This is a genomic window from Microbacterium sp. Leaf159 (assembly GCF_001423615.1).
Classification (GTDB): Bacteria; Actinomycetota; Actinomycetes; order Actinomycetales; family Microbacteriaceae; genus Microbacterium.
Map to the genome: position 1 here is coordinate 2,646,032 of NZ_LMOU01000001.1, position 22,366 is coordinate 2,668,397.

Sequence of the window (22,366 nt, forward strand, 5' to 3'; positions counted from 1 at the left end):
ACGTCATGACCGGCATCGTCCAGGCGGTCGACTGGAGCGACGTCTTCTCGTTCCAGGACTACGGCGAGCTCGTCGCCCTGCTCGCCAACTCGATCATCGCGGGCGCGGTGCTCGGCATCGTCGGCGGACTCATCGGCGTCTTCGTGATGCAGCGCGACCTCGCGTTCGCGGTGCACGGAGTCAGCGAGCTGTCGTTCGCCGGTGCGGCCGCAGCGCTGCTGTTCGGCGGGAGCGTGGTCGTCGGATCGCTCGGCGGGGCTCTGGTCGCGGCGATCCTCATCGGCATTCTGGGATCCAAGGCCCGCGACCGCAACTCGATCGTCGGCGTGCTCATGCCGTTCGGCCTGGGCCTCGGCATCCTGTTCCTGTCGCTCTACGACGGGCGCAGCGCCAACCGCTTCAGCCTGCTCACCGGGCAGATCGTCTCGGTCTCGAGCCCCGACCTCGGCTGGCTGCTCGGCATCAGCATCGTCGTGCTGCTCGGACTGCTGCTCATGTGGAACCCGTTGCGCTTCGACTCGCTCGACCCCGAGTCTGCCGCCGCCCGCGGGGTGCCCACGCGTGCGGTGAGCCTGCTGTTCATGGTGCTGCTCGGTCTGATCGTCGCGGTCAGCGTGCACATCATCGGAGCACTGCTCGTCATGGCACTGCTCGTGACGCCCGCCGCCGCTGCGATGCGCATCACCGCGGGGCCGGTGGCCGTGCCCCTGCTCGCGGCGCTGTTCGGCTTCGTGTCGGCAGTCGGCGGCATCCTGCTCGCGCTCGCCGGCACCCTGCCGGTGAGCCCGTACATCACCACCCTGTCGTTCACCATCTACGTCGTGTGCTGGATCGTCCAGCGCGCCCGCGGCGGTGTGCGCCGTGTGCGGGCCTGACGGTTGCTTTCGAATCGCGCACTTTGCAGGAAATCGGTCCTCGGATCTGCCAGGTGCGCGATTCGAAAGCCCGGGGACCGTTCCCAGGGCCCGGCAAGGGCGGCGCGCCTAGAATCGTCGGTATGGCTCAGCGGAACACCTGGCAGCGCGAACGCGTGCGCGAAGCCCTCGCCGATGCGCGCGGGTTCGTCAGTGCGCAGAACCTGCACGCCTCGCTCCGCGATGACAACACCGGCATCGGCCTCGCCACGGTCTACCGCGCGCTGGCCGGGCTCGCGGCATCGGGCGATGCTGATTCGCTGCAGAGCCCCGAGGGCGAAGCGCTCTACCGCGCCTGCACGACCCAGGGCCACCACCACCATCTGATCTGCCGCAACTGCGGACTCACGGTCGAGATCGAGGCGACCGACGTCGAGCAGTGGGCGCATCGCACCGCAGCTCTGCACGGATTCACGGATGCCGCGCACGTCGTCGACATCTTCGGGCTGTGCGCCTCCTGCACCAACAAGCGCGACGCCGAAGAGGCAGCGAACGCGTGACCACCCAGGCCGCTCCACGGACGGTGCACTCGCACCGGCCCTCACGATCCCCGCGCTCGCCGTGGATCGGGGTCGGCCTCGGCGCCGTGATCGTGGCGGCCCTGTTCCTGGTCGATCGGTTCCTGCCGACCCTGTTCACCGCCAGCCTCCCCGACAGGGCGCAGGACGGCCTGACGCTCGCGTTGAGCGTGCTGATCGAGGCACTGCCGTTCGTGATCCTCGGGGTGCTGCTGTCGATCGTCGTGCAGGTGTGGCTGCCCGCTGACGTCATCCACCGCTGGCTGCCGAAGCGCGCCTGGGCGCGTCGCGCCGTGCTGTCGCTGCTCGGCATGCTGATCCCGGTGTGCGAGTGCGGCAACGTACCCTTCGCCCGCGGCCTGATGATGCGGGGCCTCGCCCCGGCCGAGGCGCTCACCTTCTTGATCGCCGCCCCGATCGTCAACCCGATCGTGATCCTCACCACGCACGCGGCGTTCGGCTTCGACGACGGCATCCTGGTCGCCCGCCTGATCGGCGGCTACCTGATCGCGAACCTGATCGGCTGGATCTACAGCCGTCACCCCTCGCCCGACTCGCTGCTCACGCAGCGTTTCATCGACACGTGCGACCGCGTCACCCATGAACCCGGCACCCCGGTGCGCCGCAGCCTGACGCAGTTCCTCGTCGAGCTGCGCGCGGTGATGCCGGCGCTCGTGATCGGCTCGGCGCTCGCCGGGGCCGTGCAGGTGCTCATCCCTCGCGACGTGCTTCTGGCGATCGGATCGAACCCGGTGCTGTCGATCCTCGCGATGATGGCCCTCGCGATGACCGTCGCGATCTGCTCCAACGTCGACGCGTTCTTCGCACTGTCGTTCGCCTCGACGTTCTCCTCGGGCGCGCTCGTGGCGTTCCTGCTCGTCGGTCCGCTGGTCGACGTCAAGATGCTCGCGCTCATGCGCACGACCTTCACCACCCGCACGCTCGTCGGCATCGTCGGCGTCGTCCTGTTCGCCGCCTTCGCGATCGGGATCGGGGTGAACGTCTTTGTCTGAGCACACGCACACCGATCACGAGCCCTCCCGCGCCCGCGCACTCGGGTCGCGCTGGCTGGGCATCGGCCTCGCCACCGTCATCTCGGTCGTCACTCTCGGACTCGGTCTCACCGGCCGGCTCAACCTCTACATCAGCCCCGAGTCGGTGTGGTTCGCCTGCGCGGCCGCCGTCGTGACGCTCGCGGGCGCGATCTGGTCGTGCACACTGCCGCTCGGTGAAGAGGGCGATCACGGACACGACCACGGCGACGCCCACGACGCGGATGCACCGGCCGCGCCGCGCCGCAGCCTCGCCGTCGTCGGCACGGTGACGGGCGGGGTGATCGCCTCGGGCGTCGTCGTCGCCGCTCTCGTGCTGCCGCCCGCATCGCTGTCGGTCGAGCTCGCGATGTCCCGGGTCGGCGAGCAGACCGCGCTGTTCGCGGGCGCCGACGACGTGACCCTCGGAGTCGCCGACACCTCGACCTTCGGTGTGGGCGACTGGGCGAGCGTGTTCGCGACGGCGACCAACACCGCCGCCTACGACGGCAAGACGGTCACGCTGACCGGATTCGTCACCCCCACGGATGCCGATGAGGTCAACCTCACGCGCCTGGTCATCACGCACTGCGTCATCGACGCGCAGCCCGCGACCCTGCCCGTGACGATCGATGCGGGCGAGTTCGACACCGGCCAGTGGGTCGAGGTCGAGGGCACGATCAAGGCGGATGCCGACGGATCGCTGCACGTCGAGCCGAACTCGGTCACACCGATCGACGAGCCGCAGGACCCGTATGAGTACTGACGACGAGCGCCCCGAGGTGCCGGCGGCGCCTCGCACGCGCGCCGAGATGCGCGCCGCCCGCGAGGCCGAGGCGGCCGCGTCGGCTCCCGCCTCGGATGAGGACGGCGGAGCCGACCGCGACGAGGCGTCTTCCGCTGCGGAGCCGCGTTTCGACTCGCCTGCGGCTCGCTCAACGACCGGTGGTGGGGGCGCTGCGGCGCGCTCGAAGGGTGACGAGCGGCCGACGCGTTCGACCTTCGTCCCGCCGGATGCCGACTCGACGACCACGTTCGCGGCTCACTCCTCGACCGACTACGTGCCCCCCGCTCCCTCTACGACCGACGAGTCATCCCCCGCGCCCGAGAAGCGGAAGCCCGCCAAAGCGCCGAAGGAACCGAGGGCCGCGAAGGAACCGAAGTCCGCGAAGGAACCGAAGTCGGCCAGGGAACCGAAGCCCGCGAAGGAGCCGAAGCCCGAGAAGCCCGCTTCCCCTCGCGACCGCCGATTCCTGCTGGCTCTCGGCGCCGTGCTCGGCATCCTCGTGCTGGTCGGCGCCGGACTCGGCGCCGTCAGTCTGACCCAGGGGCCGCGCATCACCGGGGTGCAGGTGAACCCGACCGAGGCGATCGAGACGTCGGGCAGTCGTGTCATCCTCACAGCGAACCAGTCGCTCGCCGCGATCGACGAGTCTCAGGTGACGGTCGAGCCCGCAGTCCCCTTCACGCTGGACGCGGCGGGCCGCGGCATCGGCATCCGCTTCACCGTGCCGCTCGACGACGACACCGACTACACCGTGAGCATCGCCGACGCGGTGGGCGCCGGAGGCGGACCGACAGCGACCCTCACGACGAGCTTCTCGACTCCCGCGTCGAGCATCTTCCTGCTGCGCCGCGACGTCGAGGGCAAGGACACGATCTTCCGCACCGATCTCTCGGGTGAGGAGGCCGTGCCGGTGTTCACCGCCGACAGCATCAACGACTTCCGTGCGACGTCGTCGCAGCTGGTCGTCTCGCTGGAGGAGGAAGAAGGCTCGAAGCTGCTCGTGATGGACCGGAAGGGCGGGAACCAGCGCGAGCTGCCGCTCCCCGGCGTCGGCTACGTCGGTGCGATCCAGGTCTCGGACCGCGGCGGACTCGTCGGGTACAGCTACTCCGACAAGGAGCTGAGCGACACCGAGGGGCGCGCGAGCGTGCTGGTCACCCAGTCGCTCAGCGGCGACGATGAGCCCGTGGTCACCGAGGTCGGCGACAAAGAGGCGAACATCTTCGTCTGGCAGTTCGTGCCCGACACCGCCGCCGTGCTCTTCATCGACTTCGACGGTGCACTGTCGCTGGTCGACCGCTCGACGGATGACGGCGTGCAGTCGCTCGGGCTCGCCACGACGATCCAGGGCATCTCGCGCGGCACGTACACGGCCATCGTCGAGAGGCTCGACGGCTCGGTCGTCGAGCTGAACCTCGCCGACGGCACCGAGGTGCCGCTCGAGGCGTCCGATCCCGATTACGGCACGGCGACGACGATCACGCCGTTCCCGGGAGGCACTCTGCGTCACGTCGTCGCGCGGGCCGCCGACGGCATGCCGACGGGGCAGGCGGTCGTGCGGGTCGACGACGACGGAAAGGCGACGCCGCTGGTCGAGGTCGATTCGACGGACTCGATCCTGCAGGCCTGCGCCTCGCCCAGTGGGCAGTACGCCGCGGTCGTGATCGCCCCCGACCTCGCAGACAACCCCTACGACCAGATGCTGCTGCCCTTGCCGCAGAACCTCGAGACGCACCTGCTCGACCTGCGCACGGGAGACGAGATCGTGGCCCTCACCGGCTTCGACGCCTCGTGGTGCCAGACGGCTCCGCAGTTCTAGACGCCATGTCGTCGGATCCGCTGCACCGCGCCACCCGCGCCGAGCTGAGCGGGCTTGCCGTCGATGTCGCCCCGCTGCTGCTCGGGGCCGAGCTGCGCACCGTCGTGGCGGGCTCGGAGGTGTGCCTGCGATTGACCGAGGTCGAGGCCTATCACGGGCATGGCACCGGACCCCAGGCTGACCCGGGCTCGCACGCGCGCATGGGGCGAACGGCACGCAACGCGACGATGTGGGGCGAGCCGGGGCATCTGTACGTCTACCTCAGTCACGGCATCCATTCGTGCGTCAACGTCGTGTGCGGGCCGGACGGCCAGGCGGGCGGAATCCTGATGCGCGCGGGCGAGGTCGTCTCAGGAGTGGATGCCGCCGCCGTGCGCCGTCACGCATCGACGCCCCTCACGAAGACGGCGCTGCGTGACCTCGCGCGCGGTCCCGGTCGATTCGGGCAGGCGGTGGGGCTGCGGCATCCGATCCACGACGGCATCGACGCGGTCACCGGCGAGGAGTTCGAGGGCGCCCGCGCCGAGCTGTGGCTGCGCGACGAGCCGGTGGCCGAGATCGCGACCGGGCCGCGGGTCGGCGTCGCGGGCATCGCCGGCACCGAAGCGTTCCCCTGGCGGTTCTGGATCGCGGGCGATCCGACGGTCTCTCCGTTCCGCTGGGGGAGAGGTGCTCAGGCCGAGTCTCTCCACACGACCGGCGTCGGCAGCATGATCCCCGCGCGCGGGCGCTGATCGTCGCGCAGCTGCGCGAGCACGGATGCCGCGGCGGCGGCCCCGAGGCCTTCGGCCGGCTGGTCTACCGTCGAGAGCTGCGGTGTGGTGCGCGTCGCCCAGCTGCTGTTGTCGAAGCCGACCACTCCCACGTCCTCCGGCACGCGGCGCCCTGCTTCGCGGAGCGCCCACATCGCGCCCGCCGCGACCGCATCGGACGCGGCGAACACCCCGTCGATGTCGGGAGCGCGCTCGAGCAGTCGGGTCATGGCCGCGGCCCCATCGGCGTAGGAGTACAGCGGCACCTCTTCGACGAGGTCCGCGTCGAAGGCGTCACCGAGCGCATCGGTGAACCCGGCGAGTCGGTCGGTGCCAGAGTCGCGATCGAGGGCTGCGGCGATCATGCCGACCCGCGTGCGCCCCGTCGCCAGGAGGCGTGAGGTCACGGCGTGCGCTGCCCCGCGGTTGTCGACCCCGACCCAGGCGGCATCCACGTCCGGCGGGTGTCCGACGTAGGTGACCGGAAGATCGAGCCGCATGACGGCCTTGGTGATGGGATCCTGCGCACGGGCCGAGACGATGACGGCCCCGTCGACGAATCCGCCGTTCAGATACCGCGCGACGCGCTCGGTGTCTCGCACCGAGTCCACGACGAGGCACACCATCTGGTAGTCCGCCTCCGACAGCGTCTCGTTCGTGCCGAGCATGATCGCGCCGATGTTCGGGTCTTCGAGGAACAGCGCGTGCGGCTCGTGCACGATGAACGCGATGGCCTGCGTGCGCTGGCGCACGAGGTTCTGCGCCGCCGTGTTCGGCACGTAGCCGACCTCGCGGATCGCGTCCTCGATCGCGGTCCGCGCGGAATCCGACACGTAGCCGCCGTTGATCACGCGGCTGACGGTTCCCCTCGAGACACCAGCTACGCGCGCCACGTCGTGCACGGTGCTGCGACGGCGCGCGGAAGTACTCATGATCGACAGCCTAGCGACCCGGACTTGACGGGATTCGCGAAGACATGCGACGATGTGTGCACGTTCACAGAAATCCCGATCGCTGCTTTCATGCCGCGAGCTGTGCACGTGCACACATGAACCGCAAAGGAGCGTCACCGATGGCCGCCGCTGTGTCCGACCGCATCGCCACCCTCTCCGCAGGGCGCGGCCTCGTCTTCGGATGCGACTACAACCCCGAGCAGTGGGACCGCAGCGTCTGGCCCGAAGACGTGCGTCTCATGCAGCAGGCCGGCGTCGGACTCGTGGCGATCAACATCTTCGGCTGGTCGTCGATCAACCCGGCCAGGGGAGTGTGGGACTTCAGCGCCCTCGACGAGATCGTCGGGCTGCTGCACGAGGGCGGCATCCGCATCAACCTCGGCACCGGTACGGCGTCGCCCGCACCGTGGCTCACCGCGCAGCATCCCGAGATCCTCCCGGTCGGCCAGGACGGCACCGTCTTCCAGCAGGGCGGCCGCCAGGGCTACTGCCCGAGCTCGCCGATCTTCCGCGCCTACGCCGCCGAGGTCGTCACCCGCGTGGTCGAGCGCTACGGCGACCACCCCGCCGTGTCGCTCTGGCACGTGTCGAACGAGCTGGGCTGCCACAACGCGCTCTGCTACTGCGACACGAGCGCCGAGGCGTTCCGCGGCTGGCTGCGCGACCGCTACGACGACATCGACACGCTGAACCGCGCGTGGGGCACGACGTTCTGGAGCCAGCGTTACAGCGACTTCGACGACGTGCGCGTGCCCGCCCAGGCCCTCTCGCTGCGCAACCCCGGTCAGATCCTCGACTTCCAGCGGTTCAGCTCCGACGAGCAGCTCGCTCTCTACCGCGCCGAAGCCGCGATCCTGCGTGAGCGCAGCGACGTGCCGGTGACGACCAACTTCATGGTCACCGCGCACATCCGCAACCTCGACTACTGGACGTGGGCGGGGGACATGGACCTGATCGCCAACGATCACTACCTCGACCGTCGCCTCGACGACGCGCGGGGGGAGCTCTCGTTCGCCGCCGACCTGACCCGCGGCCTCGCGCAGGGCGCGCCCTGGCTGCTCATGGAGACCTCGACCGGCGCCGTGAACTGGCAGCCGTACAACCTCGCCAAGGCCCCGGGCGAGATGCAGCGCAACATCGCCACGCACGTCGCCCGCGGTGCCGACGGCATCTGCTTCTTCCAGTGGCGTGCGTCGACGCAGGGTGCCGAGAAGTACCACACGGCCCTCGTGCCGCACGCGGGTGAGGACTCCGACCAGTGGCGCGAGGTCGTCGAGCTCGGCGGACTGCTCGATCGCCTCGGCGAGGTCGCCGGCACCCGTGTCGCCGCCGACGCCGCCCTTCTCTTCTCGTGGGAGAGCTGGTGGGCCGCCGAGAACGAGGGTCGCCCGAGCGAAGCACTGACCTACCTGGGCCAGGTGCACGCGGCACACGCGGCACTGGCCGATGCCGGCATCACCACCGACGTCGTGCGCCCGGGCAGTGATCTCGACGGCTACCGACTGCTGATCGTCCCCGCGCTGCACCTGATCAGCGATGCGGATGCCGCCGCCATCGCTCATGCGGTCGAGAACGGCGCGACCGCCCTCGTCACCTTCTTCAGCGGCATCGTCGACGAGGAAGACAGGGTGCGCACAGGCGGCTACCCCGGCGCGTTCCGCGAGCTGCTCGGCATCCGCTCCGAGGAGTTCGCGCCCCTCCGCCCCGACGACTCCGTCACCCTCACCGACGGCACGACCGGCACGGTCTGGAGCGAGCGGCTCAAGACGACGGATGCTGAGGTCATCGCGTCGTACGTCGACGGCCCCGCTGCCGGGGGACCCGCGATCACCCGACGTGCTGCGGGAGAGGGCGAGGCCTGGTTCCTCGGCACGCAGCCTGCTCGCGACGACTACTCACGGCTGGTCGCGCAGCTCGCGGCCTCCGCGGGCGTCTCCCCGATCGCCGGTGGCGACCGGGACGTCGAGATGGTCCGCCGCACCGGCGACGCGGGCTCGTTCCTCTTCGTCATCAACCACGGATCGATTGACGTCGAGATCGCGGCCGCAGGCCACGACCTCGTCACCGACGCCCCCGCCACCGGCCTCGTGCCGGCCGGGGCGGTCCGCATCATCAAGGAGGATGTATGACCACCACGCTCACCGCTCCGGCGGTCGCTTCGGCGCCGAAGGCGCAGGGACGGCGCCGACGCATTCCGCACAAGGGCGCCATCGCGTTCCTGATCGTGCCGTTCGGCATCCTGTTCCTGCTCTTCTACGTGGTGCCGATCGCCTACGCGTTCTGGCAGTCGCTGCTCGTGGTCGAGCGCGACGGCACCTTCGGCAAGGCCGAGCAAGTGTTCGGCGGCTTCGCCCAGTACGTGCTCGTCTTCCAGAACGAAGCCTTCTGGAGCTCGATGGGGCGGATGCTGACGTTCGGCGTCGTGCAGGTGCCGGTCATGCTCGGCCTCGCCCTGCTGTTCGCCCTGCTGCTGGACTCGCCGCTCGTGCGGGGCAAGCGCTTCTTCCGCCTCGCGTTCTTCGTGCCGTACGCGGTGCCGGGCGTCATCGCCGCGATCATGTGGGGCTCGCTGTTCTCGCCCAACCTGTCGCCGTTCACCGCGATCACGAAGCACATCGACTTCCTCGGAGCCGACCTCGTGCTGTGGTCGATCGCGAACGTCGTCACCTGGGTCTACGTCGGCTACAACATGCTGATCATCTACTCGGCGCTGCTCTCGATCCCGCAGGAGCTGTATGAAGCGGCGATCCTCGACGGAGCCGGCCAGTGGCGCATCGCCTGGTCGATCAAGATCCCGCTGGTGCGTCCGGCGATCGTGATGACCGCGATCTTCTCGATCATCGGAACCCTGCAGCTGCTCGCCGAGCCCCAGGTGTTCCGCTCGTTCAGCTCAGCGGTCACCAGCACGTTCACGCCGAACATGACCGTGTACGCCACGGCATCCATCCCGAACACCAACCTGGCGGCCGCCTTCTCGGTCGTGCTCGCCGTGACGACCTTCGTGCTGTCGTTCGGATTCATGAAGTACATGCAGCGCAAGGAGCAGAACGCATGAGCACCAGGACGATCGTCGCCCCCGGTCGGGGCTCGCGCGAAAAGGCCCCGCGGGGCAAGGGCCCTCGCGAATCGGGCATCTCCCGCACCGGCGCCATGCTGATCATGGCCGTGTTCACGGTCTACTTCCTGCTGCCGCTGTGGTGGCTGCTCGTGGCCTCGAGCAAGGACACGGGCGACATCCTGACCACCGCTCCGCTGTGGTTCGCCGACTTCCACCTGCTCGACAACATCGCCGAGCTCTTCACCTACCGCGACGGCATCTACCTGCGCTGGCTGATGAACTCGGTGCTCTACGCGGCACTCGGCGGGGCCATCGCGACCCTGCTCGCCGCGATGGCCGGCTACGCCCTGGCGAAGTACCGGTTCCCCGGCCGCGACCTCATGTTCGACATCGTGCTCGGCGGTGTGCTGGTGCCGGCGACGGCCCTCGCGCTGCCGCTGTTCCTGATCTTCAGCCAGGCGCAGCTGACCAACACGTTCTGGTCGGTGTTCCTGCCCTCGATCGTGAGTCCGTTCGGCGTGTACCTCGCGCGGATCTTCGCGGCGTCCTCCGTGCCGGATGAGCTTCTCGAGGCGAGCCGGCTCGACGGCGCGGGCGAGATCCGTACGTTCTTCACCGTCAGCATCCGCCTGATGACTCCGGCACTGGTGACGATGTTCCTCTTCCAGTTCGTGGCCATCTGGAACAACTTCTTCCTGCCGATGATCATGCTCCGCTCCGAGGACCTCTTCCCGGTCGTCTTCGGTCTCTACAACTGGAACAACCAGCTGAACCAGCTGCCGGAACTCCGCGGTCTCGTGCTGATCGGCGCCCTGCTGTCGGTCATCCCGCTGATCGTCACCTTCCTCCTGCTCCAGCGCTTCTGGCGCAACGGACTGGGCGCCGGCGCCCTGAAGTGAGCAGGCAGCCGCCCGGACCGACCGGGCGGCGCACCACCCGCACCATCCCTACCCGCACCACCCCCATCGCATCCACGAAAGGATCGAAATGCAGCATTCGAAGATGAAGGCAGCCGCTGTCATCGCCATCTCGGCATTCGCGCTCGCCGGTTGCTCGGCGTCCGGCGGAGACAGCTCCGGCACCGGCGGCGAGGCAGCCGCCTGCACCCCGGCAGACGGCGACGTCACGCTCGAGTTCACCTCCTGGATCCCCGGCATCGAAGACGTCGTCGAGATCTGGAACGAGGCCAACCCCGAGATCCAGGTCGACGTGCAGACCGGCCCGAACGGCAACGGCGGCACGTACCAGAACTTCTTCAACCAGATCAAGGCGGGGGATGCCCCCGACCTCGGCCAGATCGAGTACGACGCGCTCCCGAACTTCCTCGTGCAGGACGGCCTGGAAGACCTCAGCGCCTGCGAGGACGTCGTCGCCGCAGAGGACCAGTTCGTCGACTGGGCCTGGGGACAGGTCACGCTCGGCACCGAGGGCGTGTACGGCGTTCCGCAGGACACCGGCCCCATGGCGCTGTTCTACCGCGCCGACCTGTTCGAGCAGAACGGCATCGCGATCCCCACCACCTGGGACGAGTACCGCGACGCCGCCGTGAAGATCCGCGCACTCGGCGGATACATCACCAACTTCTCGCAGTCGGACATCAACCAGTTCGCCGGCTTCGCCTGGCAGGACGGCGCGCAGTGGTTCTCGAGCGACGACGAGGGCTGGACGGTCTCGCTGGCCGATGACGCCACCACCACGGTCGCGGACTTCTGGCAGAGCATGCTCGACGACGACCTCGTCGCCACGGTTCCCGCATGGACCGACGAGTGGAACAACGCCTACAACTCGGGCGAGGTCTGGACCTGGAACTCGGCCGTCTGGGGCGCCAACTCGATCTCCAGCGGCGCCCCCGACACGGCTGGATCCTGGGCCGTCGCACCCCTCCCGCAGTGGGAGGCCGGCGGTACCGCGGCAGGCAACTGGGGTGGGTCGTCGACCGCCGTCCTCAAGGGCAGCGAGCACGTCTACGAGGCGGCGAAGTTCGCGCTGTGGCTCAACACCTCGGATGAGGCGCTGACCGCGCTCGCCGAGGCAGCCAACCTCTACCCGGCGACCACCGCGGGTCTCGAGCTCCCGGTATACGCCGAGGGCGTCGAATTCTACGGCGGACAGAAGATCTACGACGTCTTCGCCGACGCCGCCACGCAGGTCTCGCCCGACTTCGCGTGGGGCCCGACCATGACCCAGACCTACTCGGACGTGTCCGACGGGTTCAAGGCCGCGGTCTCGGGCAGCGGCACGCTGCTCGACGCGATCGAGAAGGGTCAGACGGCCACCGTCGACGCGCTCAAGGCCGCGTCGATCCCCGTCAAGGAGTAACACCCCTCGGAGGCCCGCCCGTATGCTCACGGGCGGGCCTCCCTTTTTCGTCTGGAGCGGCAATGAGCGAACTCGTCCACCTGACCTCGGCCGGCGTGAGCGTCGTCATCGACACGACGAGTGCGCGCCTGCTGCACTGGGGTGCGGCGCTCGATCCCGCCGACCTCGAGGCGCTCGCCGGATCGTCGCGCGGCTCGGTGACGTTCAGCTCGTTCGACGCCCCGCGCACCTTCCCGCTGCTGGCCGTCGAGGCCGACGGGTGGTCGGGTGCGCCGGCTCTCGCCTGGCACCGGGGTGGTCTGCACAGTGCTCCGCTGCTGCGGTCGGTCGGGTGGGAGGCGGCGGAGACGTCGGTGCGGGCGGAGTTCGCGGATGCAGCGGCCGGGGCCTCCGTCGTCCTCGATCTCGAGCTGGATGCCGTCGGCGTGCTCACCGCCCAGGTGTCGGTGACGAGCACCGCCGGCGAGCAGGCCGAGCCGCTCGACCTGATCGCCGCACGCATCCTGCTCCCGATTCCCGCTCAAGCGACCGAGGTGCTCGACCACACCGGACGCTGGACGGGCGAGCGGCACCCGCAACGGGGTGCCCTGCGCCACGGAGCGCATCTGCGTCAGGTGCGCCGCGGTCGCGGTGGCCACGATGCCCCGTACCTGACCGCGGTCGGCACCGACGGGTTCGGCTTCCGTCGGGGGGAGCTGTGGACCGCGCACGTCGCGTGGAGCGGCGACCTCGAGGTCGGGGTCGAGAGGCTGCCCGAGGGTGCCGGCGTGCACGGCGCGGTGCTCGGCGGGGGAGAGCTGCTGCTGCCCGGCGAGATCCGGCTCGCGGCCGGCGAGACCTACGTGTCTCCTTGGGTGTTCCTGACCTATGGCGAGAGCGGCCTCGACTCGGTGTCCGCCCGCCTGCATCAGAGCGTCCGGGCGTTCTCGGCGCACCCCACCCCACCGCGCCCCCTCGTGCTCAACACGTGGGAGGCCGTGTACTTCGATCACGACCCGGCGAAGATCATCGAGCTCGCCGAGGCCGCGGCATCCGTCGGCGTCGAGCGGTTCGTGCTCGACGACGGCTGGTTCCGCGGTCGCCCCGACGACCGGTCGGGGCTCGGCGACTGGTACATCGATCACGCCAAGTGGCCCGAGGGCCTGCGGCCGCTCGCCGAGCACGTGCACTCTCTCGGCATGCAGTTCGGGCTCTGGTTCGAACCCGAGATGGTGAACCCGGTGTCCGACCTCGCCGCACGGCATCCGGACTGGGTGCTGCAGGCATCCCCCGACTCACCCACCTGGCGGCACCAGAAGGTGCTCGACCTCGCGAACCCGGATGCCGCGGCCCACCTGCTCGAACGCCTCGACGCCCTGGTCTCTGAGATCGGGATCGACTTCATCAAGTGGGACCACAACCGCGACCTGCATGCGGCGGTGTCGCCGCACACGGGCCGAGCGTCGGTGCACGCTCAGACCACCGCGTTCTACGCCCTGCTCGACGCACTGCGCGAGCGGCATCCGGCACTCGAGATCGAATCCTGCGCGAGCGGAGGTGCCCGCGTCGACCTCGGTGTGCTGCAGCGCACGCAGCGCGTGTGGGCCTCTGACTCGAACGACCCGGTCGAGCGTCAGCGCATCCAGCGGTGGACGGGCACGCTCGTGCCGCCGGAGGTCGTGGGCTCGCACGTGGGCCCGCCGATCGCCGAGACCACGCACCGCGCGGCATCCCTGCCGTTCCGCATGACGACCGCGCTGTTCGGCCACGCCGGCATCGAGTGGGACATCACCGGATGCACCGACGACGAGCGTGCGGCGCTGACGCGCTGGACCGCTCTGTATCGCGAGCTGCGTCCGCTGCTGCACGCGGGCGTCACCGTGCGCAGTGACGAGGTCGACGACGAGACCCTGCTGCACGGCGTCGTCGCGGTCGACGGTTCGCGGGGTGTGTTCGCGTGGGTGCGCCTGGGGGCATCGGTCGACGGCTTCACCCCGCGCACCCGCATCCCCGGACTGCAGTCGGGGGAGCGGTACAGGCTGCGCGTGCGCGAGGACCTCGGAGCGGTGTCGCGTCACCAGGTCGCGGACCCCGCCTGGCTGGATGCCGGGATCGAGGCCACCGGCTCGTTCTTCGAATCCGTCGGAGTGCCCCTGCCGCTGCTGGCACCGGGGGCGGCGCTGCTGCTCGAGGCCGTTCGAGTCTGAACGGGTCGTTCGGGGGTGACTCGGGCCATGCTAAACTGACTCCTTGTCTGCGCACACTCCTGTGCGTAGTTCGCGTGCTTCCCCCTCTTCCACCGAGAGATCGGCGATGCGGGGTGGCGCGCAGACAAGGGATCTTGGGTGAGGCCGTCCGGCCTCACGGTATAGAAGGAGTCACATCATGGCAGCAGTGTGCCAGGTGACAGGAGCTGTTCCCGGCTTCGGTCACAACGTCTCGCACTCGCACCGCCGGACGAAGCGTCGCTTCGACCCGAACGTGCAGAAGAAGACCTATTTCGTCGCTTCGCTCGGTCGTAAGATCACGCTCAACGTGTCCGCCAAGGGCATCAAGGTGATCGACGTCCGCGGCATCGAGAACGTGGTCAAGGACCTCCAGGCGAAGGGTGTGAAGCTCTAATGGCCAAGAAGGCTCAGGACGTACGTCCGATCATCAAGCTGCGCTCGACGGCAGGTACGGGTTACACGTACGTGACGAAGAAGAACCGCCGCAACACCCCCGACCGCCTCGTGCTCAAGAAGTACGACCCGGTCATCCGTCAGCACGTCGAATTCCGAGAGGAGCGTTGATCAATGGCTAAGAAGAGCAAGATCGCTCGCAACGAGCAGCGCAAGGTCATCGTCGAGCGTTACGCAGAGCGTCGCGCCGAGCTGAAGAAGACCCTGGTCGACCCGAACGCCACCGACGAGGCCCGCGAGGCCGCACGCCTCGGCCTGCAGAAGCTGCCGCGCAACGCGTCGCCGGCTCGCGTGCGTTCGCGCGACGTCATCGACGGCCGCCCCCGCGGTGTCCTCACGAAGTTCGGCATCTCGCGTGTCCGCTTCCGTGACATGGCACACCGTGGCGAGCTGCCGGGTGTCACCAAGTCGAGCTGGTAAGTCTCAGCAGACAAGCCGAAAGGGGCGAGGATCTTCGGATCCTCGCCCCTTTCGCTGTGTTCGGGGTGGAGTGTGCGTCCTGGACTGGGCGCCTTCGTCGACGGCGAGAAATATTAATACTTGGAATTGGTGAAATATTAATGTATTCTTGGGGTATCAGCCACCCGCTGATCCGTCGGACCGAGAATTCTGAGCCGGCGCACGCGACATCATCGCGATGACCCCTCGAAGGACTCTCATGACCTCCGCAAGCTTCCGCGCACGACGCCCGCGCGTAACCTCGCCCGCCGTGCCTGCTCTCCTCGTGAGCGTCGTCCTCGTGGCGGCATCGGTCGGTGTCGGTGTCGGAGTCGGTGTGGCCCCGGCATCCGCCTCCCTCCTTTCCGCCGAAGAGAGCATCGCCGTGCAGCCGAGTACCGACCGCGTCGGCAATGTCAGCACGCCGGTCGCCGTCAGCATCCTCACGACTTCCGCTCCGGGTCCCCAGCCCGGTGACGGATCCACTCCGGAGGCGGGCCCCCCGCCCGCATCCGGAACCGCTGCCGATCCGATCTCCCCATCGGATGCGTCTGCGCCCTTGCCGGCGCCGACGCGGGCGGCGGCGTTGGCTGCCACGGGCGGTGACGTCGACGGCATCCTTCTGGGTGTCGGCGGACTCCTGCTCGTCGCCGGCATCCTGTCTCTCGCGATTCCCCGTCGCAGAGTGCAGTAAGCCGTCAGACAGCCGGGAGGGGCGAGGGTCTTCGGGCCCTCGCCCCTTTCGTACTTCCGCGGGCGTGCCGCGCGCCGCCCACAGCTTCGCGCCTGACCGCCGGGAGGAGAACTGCGGCTCGGGAGGAGTGAAGCAGCGGATCCGTCCTCCCGAAGCGCAGTTCTCCTCCCTAGGCGCGTAAAGGCGGTGCCGAGTTGCACGACGGGACGGGAAGGCGTCGGCACGCGGCGGCGCCTCTTCTGCACACTGCGGCGATCGACCAGGGCGATACACGATTCGCGGGATTCGCGCGAAGTTCGGATGTCGCCATCGGCGATCCTCGATCCGTGACCCTGACACAGGCCTTGGCTCAGCGCGACGGCGTGGCACGTACTGAGACGCTGCGCCGACTCGGCGTGAGCCGCCACGCCATTCGGTCCGCGGTGCAACGGGGTGAGGTCATCTCCGTCCGCCGGGGGTGGGTCGCGTTGCCGGGCGCCGACCCGATGCTTATGGCCGCTGCGCGCCGCGGGGTGGTCCTGAGCTGCGTCACTCTTGCGGCGCGAAGGGGGCTGTGGGTGCTCGACGCCTCCGAACCGCATGTCGCCGCACCGGCGAGGTCGGGTCATGTGACTGTCTCGCACGGAACGATTCACTGGAATGAGCCGGTGTTTCCGAGGAACCCCGACTCACGGGAGGATTCACTCGAGAATGCGCTGATCGTGGTCGCAGGGTGCCAGCCCTACGAGAGCGCGCTGGCGACGTGGGAGTCGGCGATGCGGCAGAATCTCGTGGACCCCGGAATGCTCGAGCGAGCTCCGCTGCCGCCGAAGGCGAGACGCCTTCTCGCCGATGCCCGCCCTTTCGCCGATTCCGGCACGGAGAGCATCTTTCAGACACGGCTGAGATGGTTGGGAATCCCTGTCGTGCCACAGGTCTGGATACTCGGGCATCGGGTCGACTTCGTCATCGGCGAGCGTCTCGTCGTCCAGATCGACGGCGGGCATCATGTCGGACATCAGCGCACGAGCGACATCGCCCACGACGCCCTGCTGAAGCTGCACGGCTATCACGTGATCCGCATCGGCTACGACCAGCTGATGGGTCAGTGGGCACAGGTGCAGCAGGTGATTCTGGCCGCCATCGGGCAGCGACTCCATGTTGCTGCATGAGTGCGGCCTGACACCCGGGAGGAGAACTGCGCCTCGGGAGGAGAGAATCCGTGGATCTCTCCTCCCGAGACGCAGTTCTCCTCCCGAGGGGCAGCCCTGATCGAGAAGCGTGACGCAGCGAGGGTGCCCCAGAGGGGCAACACCCACGCATCACACGGATGCTGTCGCGTGCGCCACCGCCCAGGTCAGGGCGTAGTCGGCGATCTCCTCCCAGCCGTCCTGGCTGACGAGCCGGTGGGTGCGGCCGGCGTATTCCTTGTACTCGACGATGGCGGGGCTGCCGGAGGAGCGGTACTTCTTGACGATCGCCCGACCGATGGCCGGCGGCACGACGTGGTCGATCTCACCGGTGATGACGAGCAGCGGGGCGCGGTCGGCGCGGGTGTAGTCGACGTGAGTGACTCCGCCCTTCTCGTTGAGCACCGAGGTGACCCCCTCGAAGAAGACCTTGTTGTAGGAGTTCACCGCCGACTCCTCCCACAGGGCGTCGGATTCCGCGCGCGACAGGTCGTTGCCGAACGTGAAGTGGAAGTGGCGCTTCGACAGCGGCTTGGCGCCGTTGCGGCCGAACGGGTTCGACAGGATCGGCGTTCCGGTCCAGAGCGTCGAGAGGGGGAGCGCGGTGACGCCGGCGGTCTGTCCGGGGGCGACGCCCACGTAGGCGGCGCCGAGTCCGCGGTCGGCGAGCATCTGGGTGAGAACCCCGCCGAAGGAGTGGCCCATGATGATCGGCTTCACGGGGAGTGCGCGGATGATGCGCTCGTAGTTGTCGGCGATCTGCTTCAGGCCGATGCCCTTCAGTGCCGACGGGTCGCGGCGGATGTCTTCGACCGAGCGGTCGTCGATGCCGGGCCAGCCGGGAACGATCACTTCGTGGCCCTGGGCCCGGAAGTGCTCCGCCCACGTGTTCCAGCTCTTGGGTGTCATCCAGAGTCCGTGGATGAGGATGATCGGGGTCTTCTCGGTGCTGCTCATTGTCTCTTCTCCTTTTTCTGCCCCCGCCCGGTGCGAGTGCGTTACGCTGATAGTAGACCGAACGTTCTATCTACCGCAACCTATTCCCGAAATTCACAAGTCGCGGTTCGAAACCCGGGGTTCGGATGACACGATGAGAGGGATCACCATGGACACCACCACTCGCACGACGACGACCGACGCTCCGAACGCCGACGCTCCGAAGCGGCCCAGCGCAGCCCGCACTCGGCTGATCGACAGCGCGACGAGGCTCTTCTATGAAGAGGGGATCCACGCGGTCGGCGTCGATCGGATCATCGAAGAGGCTGCCGTCACCAGGGCCACCCTCTACAACCAGTTCGGCGGCAAGGAGAATCTCGTCCTCGCCTACCTGCGCAATGAAGACGAGATGCTGCGGTCGATGTTCGCCGAAGCCGGGGCCGAGGTCACCGACCCCGCCCAGCTGGTCGACGCAGTCATCGAGGGCATCGCCGCCGACATCCGCCTCCGGCACACCCGCGGATGCCCGTTCATCAACGCGGCGGCGGAGTACCCGGATGCCGAGGGGGCCGTGCGCCAGTTGATCGAGGAGCACCGGGAGTGGTTCCGCTCCACCCTGCAGGGTGTCGCCGAGCTGGCAGGTCTCGACAGCCCCGCCGAGATCGCGGCCTCGCTCGTGCTGCTGCGCGATGCGGCCCTCGTCGGGGGCTACCTCGACGGAGAGGACCGCGTCGCTCCGGCCTTCGCGCGCACCGCCCGCTCCGTGGTCGACGCGCACCGCCCGCGCTGACCTCGGGCGACACATCAGCTCTCGATCCTTTGCCTGACCCGATATATCGCGCTAGTCTCCCCTGCGGAATTGCTCACGACCGAGGGGGGACCTCATGGCGGCGAAGATCGACCGCAGACTCATCAACCGTCACCTGCGCACGCGTAACGTGCTGGTGCTCACGCTGGTGTTCTTCACCGCTGTCATCGGGTTCATCGGCGTCAACAACGTCATCGACCTCAGCCGCGACCTCACCGCGTCGTATGTCTCGACCACGGGCCAGGTGATCGAGGAGGAGACGCGACAGGTACGCGAGGGATCGCGCCGCAACCGTCACTGGGTGGACCGCCGCTTCGTGACGATCGAGTACTCGCTCGAAGGAAAGATCGGCAGCGACTCGGTCCGCAGCGACGACCTGCAGGTGGGTGAGAGCCTTCCGATCTGGGTCGAGACGCGCGACGGGGACGTGCGCACCGAAGCGCCGGCCGGGCCCGACTTCTGGCAGTGGTTCTGGGCCGTCACGATGACGCTGCTCACTCTGCTGATCGTGTGGTGGCTGGTCGCCGCGGTGCGGACCAGCGTCCGCCTGCTCGCGTTCTCGCCGGAGAAGCGCGAGCCGGACTTCGTGTTCGCGCTGCAGGGGATCACCCAGGTGCCGGGGGCCAAGAAACCCACGCTGAAGCTCTCGGGCGTGATGGAGGCGAACTCCATCGAGAAACGCGTCGGGGAGCGGACCGAGCTCACCGTGCGCACCTCGAATGCTCCGCAGGCGCAGACCTACCCGCCGCGCTTCACCGGCTACTACGTCAATCCCGGTGCTGCGAGCGTCACGGTGGTGCTGCACGCGGTCGAGCTCGACGCCTGGTTCGCCGCGGATCTGACGTATCCTGCCGAACTCGAGGCGATCGCGCAGGGCAAGGCGAAGCCCGAAGCAGGCGCCTGATAAGGCGCCACACGAGTCACATTCGTCACTTCTGCCCCACGACACGCCGCCGAAAAGCCCAAAACCCGCGAAATGACGCGGAAATGTGGGTGGCGGTTGATACATTCAAGGCGGTCACTCGACCAACGGAGGGCATCAGCCCCCCGAACACCAACGATGCGACGGGAACCTCGTCGCTGGAGGATGACATGGCTGACAAGTCCATCACCAAGACCGAGCTCGTCGCGAGCATCGCTTCCGCCACCGGCCAGAGCCAGGCCACCGTCTCCGGTGTCCTCGACGCGCTGTTCTCCTCGGTCTCCGACGCTGTTGCCAAGGGCAGCAAGGTCTCGATCCCGGGCTGGATCTCGTTCGAGCAGGTCGCGACCGCAGCTCGCACGGGCCGCAACCCCCAGACCGGCGCCGAGATCAAGATCCCGGCCGGCCACCGCGTCAAGGTGACCGCTGGTTCCAAGCTCAAGGCTGCCGTCAAGTAAGACCGCACCTCTTCGAAGGCCGCTCCCGATCAGTCGGGGGCGGCCTTCGTGCGTTCTCCCCGATGCGGCGGCTTAGGCTTGTGGTGTGAGTGCCCGCGCCGTGCAGACCCCGACCAGCTCCGCGTATCGCGCGGGTGGAATCGGCATCCTCCTCGCGGCCGCACTGATCGGCGTGCTCATCGCCCTCGCGTTCGGCGGGGGAGCGGCTCCGCTGCTGCTGCAGGACCCCGGTCCGTTCGTGCGGTGGGCCACCCCGATCGCCAAACTCGTCATGAACATCGCTTCGGCGGCGATGCTCGGCTCGCTCGTGCTCGCCCTCTTCGCGCTGCGCAGCGAGGAGAAGTCGTTCGACCTCGCGCTCAACACCGCATCCATCGGCGCCGCCGTCTTCACGGTCACGGCCGGCATCGGCGGCTTCTTCACCTTCATGGCGGCGTTCAACCCGCAGCTGAGCGCGGAGCGCGAATTCGGCCAGCAGCTCGGCCGGTTCCTGCTGGAGCTGCCGCTCGGACAGTCCTGGCTGATCACCACCATCATGGGCTCGGTCATCACGGTGCTCGCGTTCGCGTGGCGCACCTGGACTCCCACCCTCATCACGGCGCTCCTCGCCGCGGCATCGTTCCTGCCTCTCGCGACGCAGGGGCACTCGGGTGAGCTGTCCGGCCACAACATCGCGGTCAACTCGATCCTGCTGCACACGATCGGCGCCGCCGTGTGGCTCGGCGGTCTGCTGCTCGTCGTGATCCTGCGCGGCCGCTCGGGCATCGGCACCGCGCAGCTCGTCAGTCGCTACTCGAGCCTCGCGGTCGCCGCCTTCGCCGTCGTCGCGATCTCGGGACTCACCCGCTCGTTCGTCGCCCTCGGCGACATCTCGCAGCTGTGGACGCCGTACGGCATGATCCTGCTCGCGAAGGTGGTGCTGCTGGGCGCCATGGGCCTGCTCGGCGCCTGGTACCGCATCCGCCTGATCCCTCGTCTCGAGGGCGCGAACGCCTCGCGCTGGTTCTGGATGCTGGTGCTGTGCGAGGTCGCGCTGATGGGCCTGGCCTCCGGTGCCGCCGCCGCGCTCGCGCGCACCCCTCCGCCCACGGGCGAAGAGGCGGCCTTCGTGCAGACGCCGGCCGAGAACCTCACCCGCTCGCCGCTGCCGCCGGACTTCACGATCGACCGCTGGTTCACGGCATGGGACATCGACGTGCTCTGGCTGGTCGCCGCGGGCTTCGGTCTGTTCCTCTATCTCGCCGGCGTCCGTCGCCTGCGGCTGAGAGGCGACCGCTGGCCGATCCACCGCACGATCTTCTGGGTGCTCGGCATGCTGATGCTCGTCTGGGTCACGGGTGGGCCGATCAACGCCTACCAGGAGTATCTCTTCAGCGTGCACATGCTCGGGCACATGATGCTGTCGATGGCGATCCCGCTGCTGCTGGTCTCGGGTGCGCCGATCACCCTGGCGCTGCGCGCGATCCACAAGCGCGACGACGGCACCCGAGGCGGCCGTGAGTGGATCATGTGGGCGGTGCACTCGCCGTTCTCGCGGGTCGTCACGCATCCGTTCGTCGCGGCCGGCATCTTCATCCTGTCGCTGTGGGCCTTCTACTTCACCGACCTCGTGCGCTGGTCGATGTTCGAGCACCTGGGGCACGAGTGGATGGTCGCTCACTTCCTGATCTCGGGCTACCTGTTCGTGATGAGCCTGATCGGCGCCGACCCGGTGCCGTACCGCCTGCCGTACCCCGGCCGCCTCATCACCCTGATCGCGATCATGGCGATGCACGCCTTCTTCGGCATCGCGATCATGATGCAGGAGGGGCTGATGGTCGCCGACTGGTTCGGCGCGATGGGACGCACCTGGGGACCGACACCGATGGACGATCAGTACATCGGTGGCGGCATCGCCTGGTCGATCGGCGAGATCCCCACCCTGATCCTGGCCATCACGGTCGCGATCCAGTGGAGCCGCGACGACACGAAGGTGCAGAAGCGCCGCGACCGGCATGCCGACCGCACGGGCGAGGCCGAGCTCGAGGAGTACAACGCGAAGCTCGCGGCTCTGGCCGAGCGCGACCGGCGCGAGGCCGAACGCCAGGCCCGCTGACACTGCGCTGAGCGGGGCCGACGGGGCGCCGACCA

Annotated in this window: 22 protein-coding genes and 1 pseudogene; 21 read left to right on the plus strand and 2 right to left on the minus strand. The window is 68.6% G+C overall.

All coding sequences use genetic code 11. The features are described from left to right. The first annotated feature begins 5 nt into the window (after positions 1 to 5). The 6 genes from ASF80_RS12545 (at position 6) to ASF80_RS12570 (ending at position 5,803) form a co-directional block, all read left to right on the plus strand. Positions 6 to 875, plus strand: coding sequence for a metal ABC transporter permease (locus ASF80_RS12545; RefSeq protein ID WP_056312103.1), 870 nt, complete (start codon positions 6 to 8; stop codon positions 873 to 875). A 122-nt stretch (positions 876 to 997) separates the two neighbouring features. Continuing rightward, positions 998 to 1,414: a Fur family transcriptional regulator gene (locus ASF80_RS12550; protein WP_056311218.1), complete on the plus strand. Its 417-nt coding sequence runs from the start codon at positions 998 to 1,000 to the stop codon at positions 1,412 to 1,414. A 23-nt stretch (positions 1,415 to 1,437) separates the two neighbouring features. Next, a complete protein-coding gene (locus ASF80_RS12555) occupies positions 1,438 to 2,445 on the plus strand; it encodes a permease (RefSeq protein WP_056312104.1) in 1,008 nt (335 codons plus the stop codon). Then, positions 2,438 to 3,229 carry a TIGR03943 family putative permease subunit gene (locus tag ASF80_RS12560; protein ID WP_056311220.1) on the plus strand — a complete coding sequence of 264 codons (792 nt, stop codon included), beginning with the start codon at positions 2,438 to 2,440 and terminating at the stop codon, positions 3,227 to 3,229. Before ASF80_RS12555 ends, ASF80_RS12560 begins: the two co-directional genes overlap by 8 nt. Beyond that, positions 3,219 to 5,069 (plus strand): Ig-like domain-containing protein, encoded by a 1,851-nt coding sequence (locus ASF80_RS12565; protein WP_235559965.1) that lies wholly within the window; start codon positions 3,219 to 3,221, stop codon positions 5,067 to 5,069. The genes ASF80_RS12560 and ASF80_RS12565 overlap by 11 nt, the downstream gene beginning before the upstream one ends. A 5-nt stretch (positions 5,070 to 5,074) precedes the next feature. Then, on the plus strand, positions 5,075 to 5,803 hold the full coding sequence (locus ASF80_RS12570; protein WP_056311222.1) for a DNA-3-methyladenine glycosylase: 729 nt from the start codon (positions 5,075 to 5,077) through the stop codon (positions 5,801 to 5,803). Here ASF80_RS12570 and ASF80_RS12575 read toward each other — a convergent pair. Beyond that, positions 5,743 to 6,753 carry a LacI family DNA-binding transcriptional regulator gene (locus tag ASF80_RS12575; protein ID WP_056311224.1) on the minus strand — a complete coding sequence of 337 codons (1,011 nt, stop codon included), beginning with the start codon at positions 6,751 to 6,753 and terminating at the stop codon, positions 5,743 to 5,745. The genes ASF80_RS12570 and ASF80_RS12575 overlap by 61 nt on opposite strands. Positions 6,754 to 6,893: 140 nt before the next feature. Between ASF80_RS12575 and ASF80_RS12580 the strand changes: the two genes are divergently transcribed. The 11 genes and pseudogenes from ASF80_RS12580 to ASF80_RS19390 all read left to right on the plus strand — a co-directional run bounded on the left by ASF80_RS12580 (position 6,894) and on the right by ASF80_RS19390 (position 17,094). Then, positions 6,894 to 8,903 (plus strand): beta-galactosidase, encoded by a 2,010-nt coding sequence (locus tag ASF80_RS12580; RefSeq protein ID WP_056311226.1) that lies wholly within the window; start codon positions 6,894 to 6,896, stop codon positions 8,901 to 8,903. Continuing rightward, a complete protein-coding gene (locus ASF80_RS12585; RefSeq protein WP_056311228.1) occupies positions 8,900 to 9,829 on the plus strand; it encodes a carbohydrate ABC transporter permease in 930 nt (309 codons plus the stop codon). Before ASF80_RS12580 ends, ASF80_RS12585 begins: the two co-directional genes overlap by 4 nt. Further along, the gene (locus ASF80_RS12590; protein WP_200934780.1) at positions 9,826 to 10,731 is read left to right on the plus strand and encodes a carbohydrate ABC transporter permease; all 906 of its coding nucleotides are present in this window, start codon (positions 9,826 to 9,828) and stop codon (positions 10,729 to 10,731) included. Before ASF80_RS12585 ends, ASF80_RS12590 begins: the two co-directional genes overlap by 4 nt. A gap of 88 nt (positions 10,732 to 10,819) precedes the next feature. Then, entirely contained in the window at positions 10,820 to 12,151 is a 1,332-nt protein-coding gene (locus tag ASF80_RS12595; protein WP_056311230.1) for an ABC transporter substrate-binding protein, read from the plus strand. A gap of 62 nt (positions 12,152 to 12,213) precedes the next feature. Then, complete coding sequence (locus tag ASF80_RS12600) at positions 12,214 to 14,337, plus strand: alpha-galactosidase (RefSeq protein WP_056311232.1); 2,124 nt, start codon at positions 12,214 to 12,216, stop codon at positions 14,335 to 14,337. A gap of 178 nt (positions 14,338 to 14,515) precedes the next feature. Then, entirely contained in the window at positions 14,516 to 14,752 is a 237-nt protein-coding gene (gene rpmB, locus ASF80_RS12605; protein WP_042540533.1) for a 50S ribosomal protein L28, read from the plus strand. Further along, positions 14,752 to 14,922, plus strand: coding sequence for a 50S ribosomal protein L33 (gene rpmG, locus ASF80_RS12610; protein ID WP_017203558.1), 171 nt, complete (start codon positions 14,752 to 14,754; stop codon positions 14,920 to 14,922). Before rpmB ends, rpmG begins: the two co-directional genes overlap by 1 nt. 3 nt (positions 14,923 to 14,925) lie before the next feature. Beyond that, complete coding sequence (rpsN, locus tag ASF80_RS12615; protein ID WP_046014936.1) at positions 14,926 to 15,231, plus strand: 30S ribosomal protein S14; 306 nt, start codon at positions 14,926 to 14,928, stop codon at positions 15,229 to 15,231. Positions 15,232 to 15,520: 289 nt separating this feature from the next. After that, positions 15,521 to 15,943, plus strand: coding sequence for a hypothetical protein (locus tag ASF80_RS12620; RefSeq protein WP_056311234.1), 423 nt, complete (start codon positions 15,521 to 15,523; stop codon positions 15,941 to 15,943). Positions 15,944 to 16,269: 326 nt separating this feature from the next. Next, positions 16,270 to 16,392 (plus strand): annotated as a pseudogene (locus ASF80_RS19520) (type IV toxin-antitoxin system AbiEi family antitoxin domain-containing protein); the annotation flags it as partial. 198 nt (positions 16,393 to 16,590) lie between these two features. Then, on the plus strand, positions 16,591 to 17,094 hold the full coding sequence (locus ASF80_RS19390) for an endonuclease domain-containing protein (protein ID WP_235559997.1): 504 nt from the start codon (positions 16,591 to 16,593) through the stop codon (positions 17,092 to 17,094). A gap of 150 nt (positions 17,095 to 17,244) precedes the next feature. Here ASF80_RS19390 and ASF80_RS12630 read toward each other — a convergent pair whose 3' ends face one another. After that, the gene (locus tag ASF80_RS12630; protein WP_056311238.1) at positions 17,245 to 18,069 is read right to left on the minus strand and encodes an alpha/beta hydrolase; all 825 of its coding nucleotides are present in this window, start codon (positions 18,067 to 18,069) and stop codon (positions 17,245 to 17,247) included. 148 nt (positions 18,070 to 18,217) lie between these two features. On the opposite strand from ASF80_RS12630, the gene ASF80_RS12635 reads away from it, so the two are divergent. The 4 genes from ASF80_RS12635 (at position 18,218) to ASF80_RS12650 (ending at position 22,331) form a co-directional block, all read left to right on the plus strand. Further along, positions 18,218 to 18,838, plus strand: a complete 621-nt coding sequence (locus ASF80_RS12635; protein ID WP_056311240.1) for a TetR/AcrR family transcriptional regulator — start codon at positions 18,218 to 18,220, stop codon at positions 18,836 to 18,838. A gap of 94 nt (positions 18,839 to 18,932) precedes the next feature. Then, positions 18,933 to 19,760: a hypothetical protein gene (locus ASF80_RS12640; RefSeq protein WP_056311242.1), complete on the plus strand. Its 828-nt coding sequence runs from the start codon at positions 18,933 to 18,935 to the stop codon at positions 19,758 to 19,760. 188 nt (positions 19,761 to 19,948) lie between these two features. After that, positions 19,949 to 20,236: an HU family DNA-binding protein gene (locus ASF80_RS12645; protein WP_042541574.1), complete on the plus strand. Its 288-nt coding sequence runs from the start codon at positions 19,949 to 19,951 to the stop codon at positions 20,234 to 20,236. An 85-nt stretch (positions 20,237 to 20,321) separates the two neighbouring features. Further along, positions 20,322 to 22,331 carry a cytochrome c oxidase assembly protein gene (locus ASF80_RS12650; protein ID WP_082488309.1) on the plus strand — a complete coding sequence of 670 codons (2,010 nt, stop codon included), beginning with the start codon at positions 20,322 to 20,324 and terminating at the stop codon, positions 22,329 to 22,331. Positions 22,332 to 22,366: the final 35 nt, after the last annotated feature.

Excerpts from the sequence above, each read along its gene's own strand:
- rpmG (WP_017203558.1), top strand. The coding sequence starts at position 14,752 with ATGGCCAAGAAGGCTCAGGACGTACGTCCGATCATCAAGCTGCGCTCG.
- ASF80_RS12565 (WP_235559965.1), top strand. The coding sequence starts at position 3,219 with ATGAGTACTGACGACGAGCGCCCCGAGGTGCCGGCGGCGCCTCGCACG.
- ASF80_RS12545 (WP_056312103.1), top strand. The coding sequence starts at position 6 with ATGACCGGCATCGTCCAGGCGGTCGACTGGAGCGACGTCTTCTCGTTC.
- ASF80_RS12630 (WP_056311238.1), bottom strand. The coding sequence starts at position 18,069 with ATGAGCAGCACCGAGAAGACCCCGATCATCCTCATCCACGGACTCTGG.
- ASF80_RS12580 (WP_056311226.1), top strand. The coding sequence starts at position 6,894 with ATGGCCGCCGCTGTGTCCGACCGCATCGCCACCCTCTCCGCAGGGCGC.
- ASF80_RS12635 (WP_056311240.1), top strand. The coding sequence starts at position 18,218 with ATGGACACCACCACTCGCACGACGACGACCGACGCTCCGAACGCCGAC.
- ASF80_RS12570 (WP_056311222.1), top strand. The coding sequence starts at position 5,075 with ATGTCGTCGGATCCGCTGCACCGCGCCACCCGCGCCGAGCTGAGCGGG.
- ASF80_RS12585 (WP_056311228.1), top strand. The coding sequence starts at position 8,900 with ATGACCACCACGCTCACCGCTCCGGCGGTCGCTTCGGCGCCGAAGGCG.
- ASF80_RS12550 (WP_056311218.1), top strand. The coding sequence starts at position 998 with ATGGCTCAGCGGAACACCTGGCAGCGCGAACGCGTGCGCGAAGCCCTC.
- ASF80_RS12600 (WP_056311232.1), top strand. The coding sequence starts at position 12,214 with ATGAGCGAACTCGTCCACCTGACCTCGGCCGGCGTGAGCGTCGTCATC.
- rpmB (WP_042540533.1), top strand. The coding sequence starts at position 14,516 with ATGGCAGCAGTGTGCCAGGTGACAGGAGCTGTTCCCGGCTTCGGTCAC.
- ASF80_RS12575 (WP_056311224.1), bottom strand. The coding sequence starts at position 6,753 with ATGAGTACTTCCGCGCGCCGTCGCAGCACCGTGCACGACGTGGCGCGC.
- ASF80_RS12595 (WP_056311230.1), top strand. The coding sequence starts at position 10,820 with ATGCAGCATTCGAAGATGAAGGCAGCCGCTGTCATCGCCATCTCGGCA.
- ASF80_RS12640 (WP_056311242.1), top strand. The coding sequence starts at position 18,933 with ATGGCGGCGAAGATCGACCGCAGACTCATCAACCGTCACCTGCGCACG.
- rpsN (WP_046014936.1), top strand. The coding sequence starts at position 14,926 with ATGGCTAAGAAGAGCAAGATCGCTCGCAACGAGCAGCGCAAGGTCATC.
- ASF80_RS12590 (WP_200934780.1), top strand. The coding sequence starts at position 9,826 with ATGAGCACCAGGACGATCGTCGCCCCCGGTCGGGGCTCGCGCGAAAAG.
- ASF80_RS12645 (WP_042541574.1), top strand. The coding sequence starts at position 19,949 with ATGGCTGACAAGTCCATCACCAAGACCGAGCTCGTCGCGAGCATCGCT.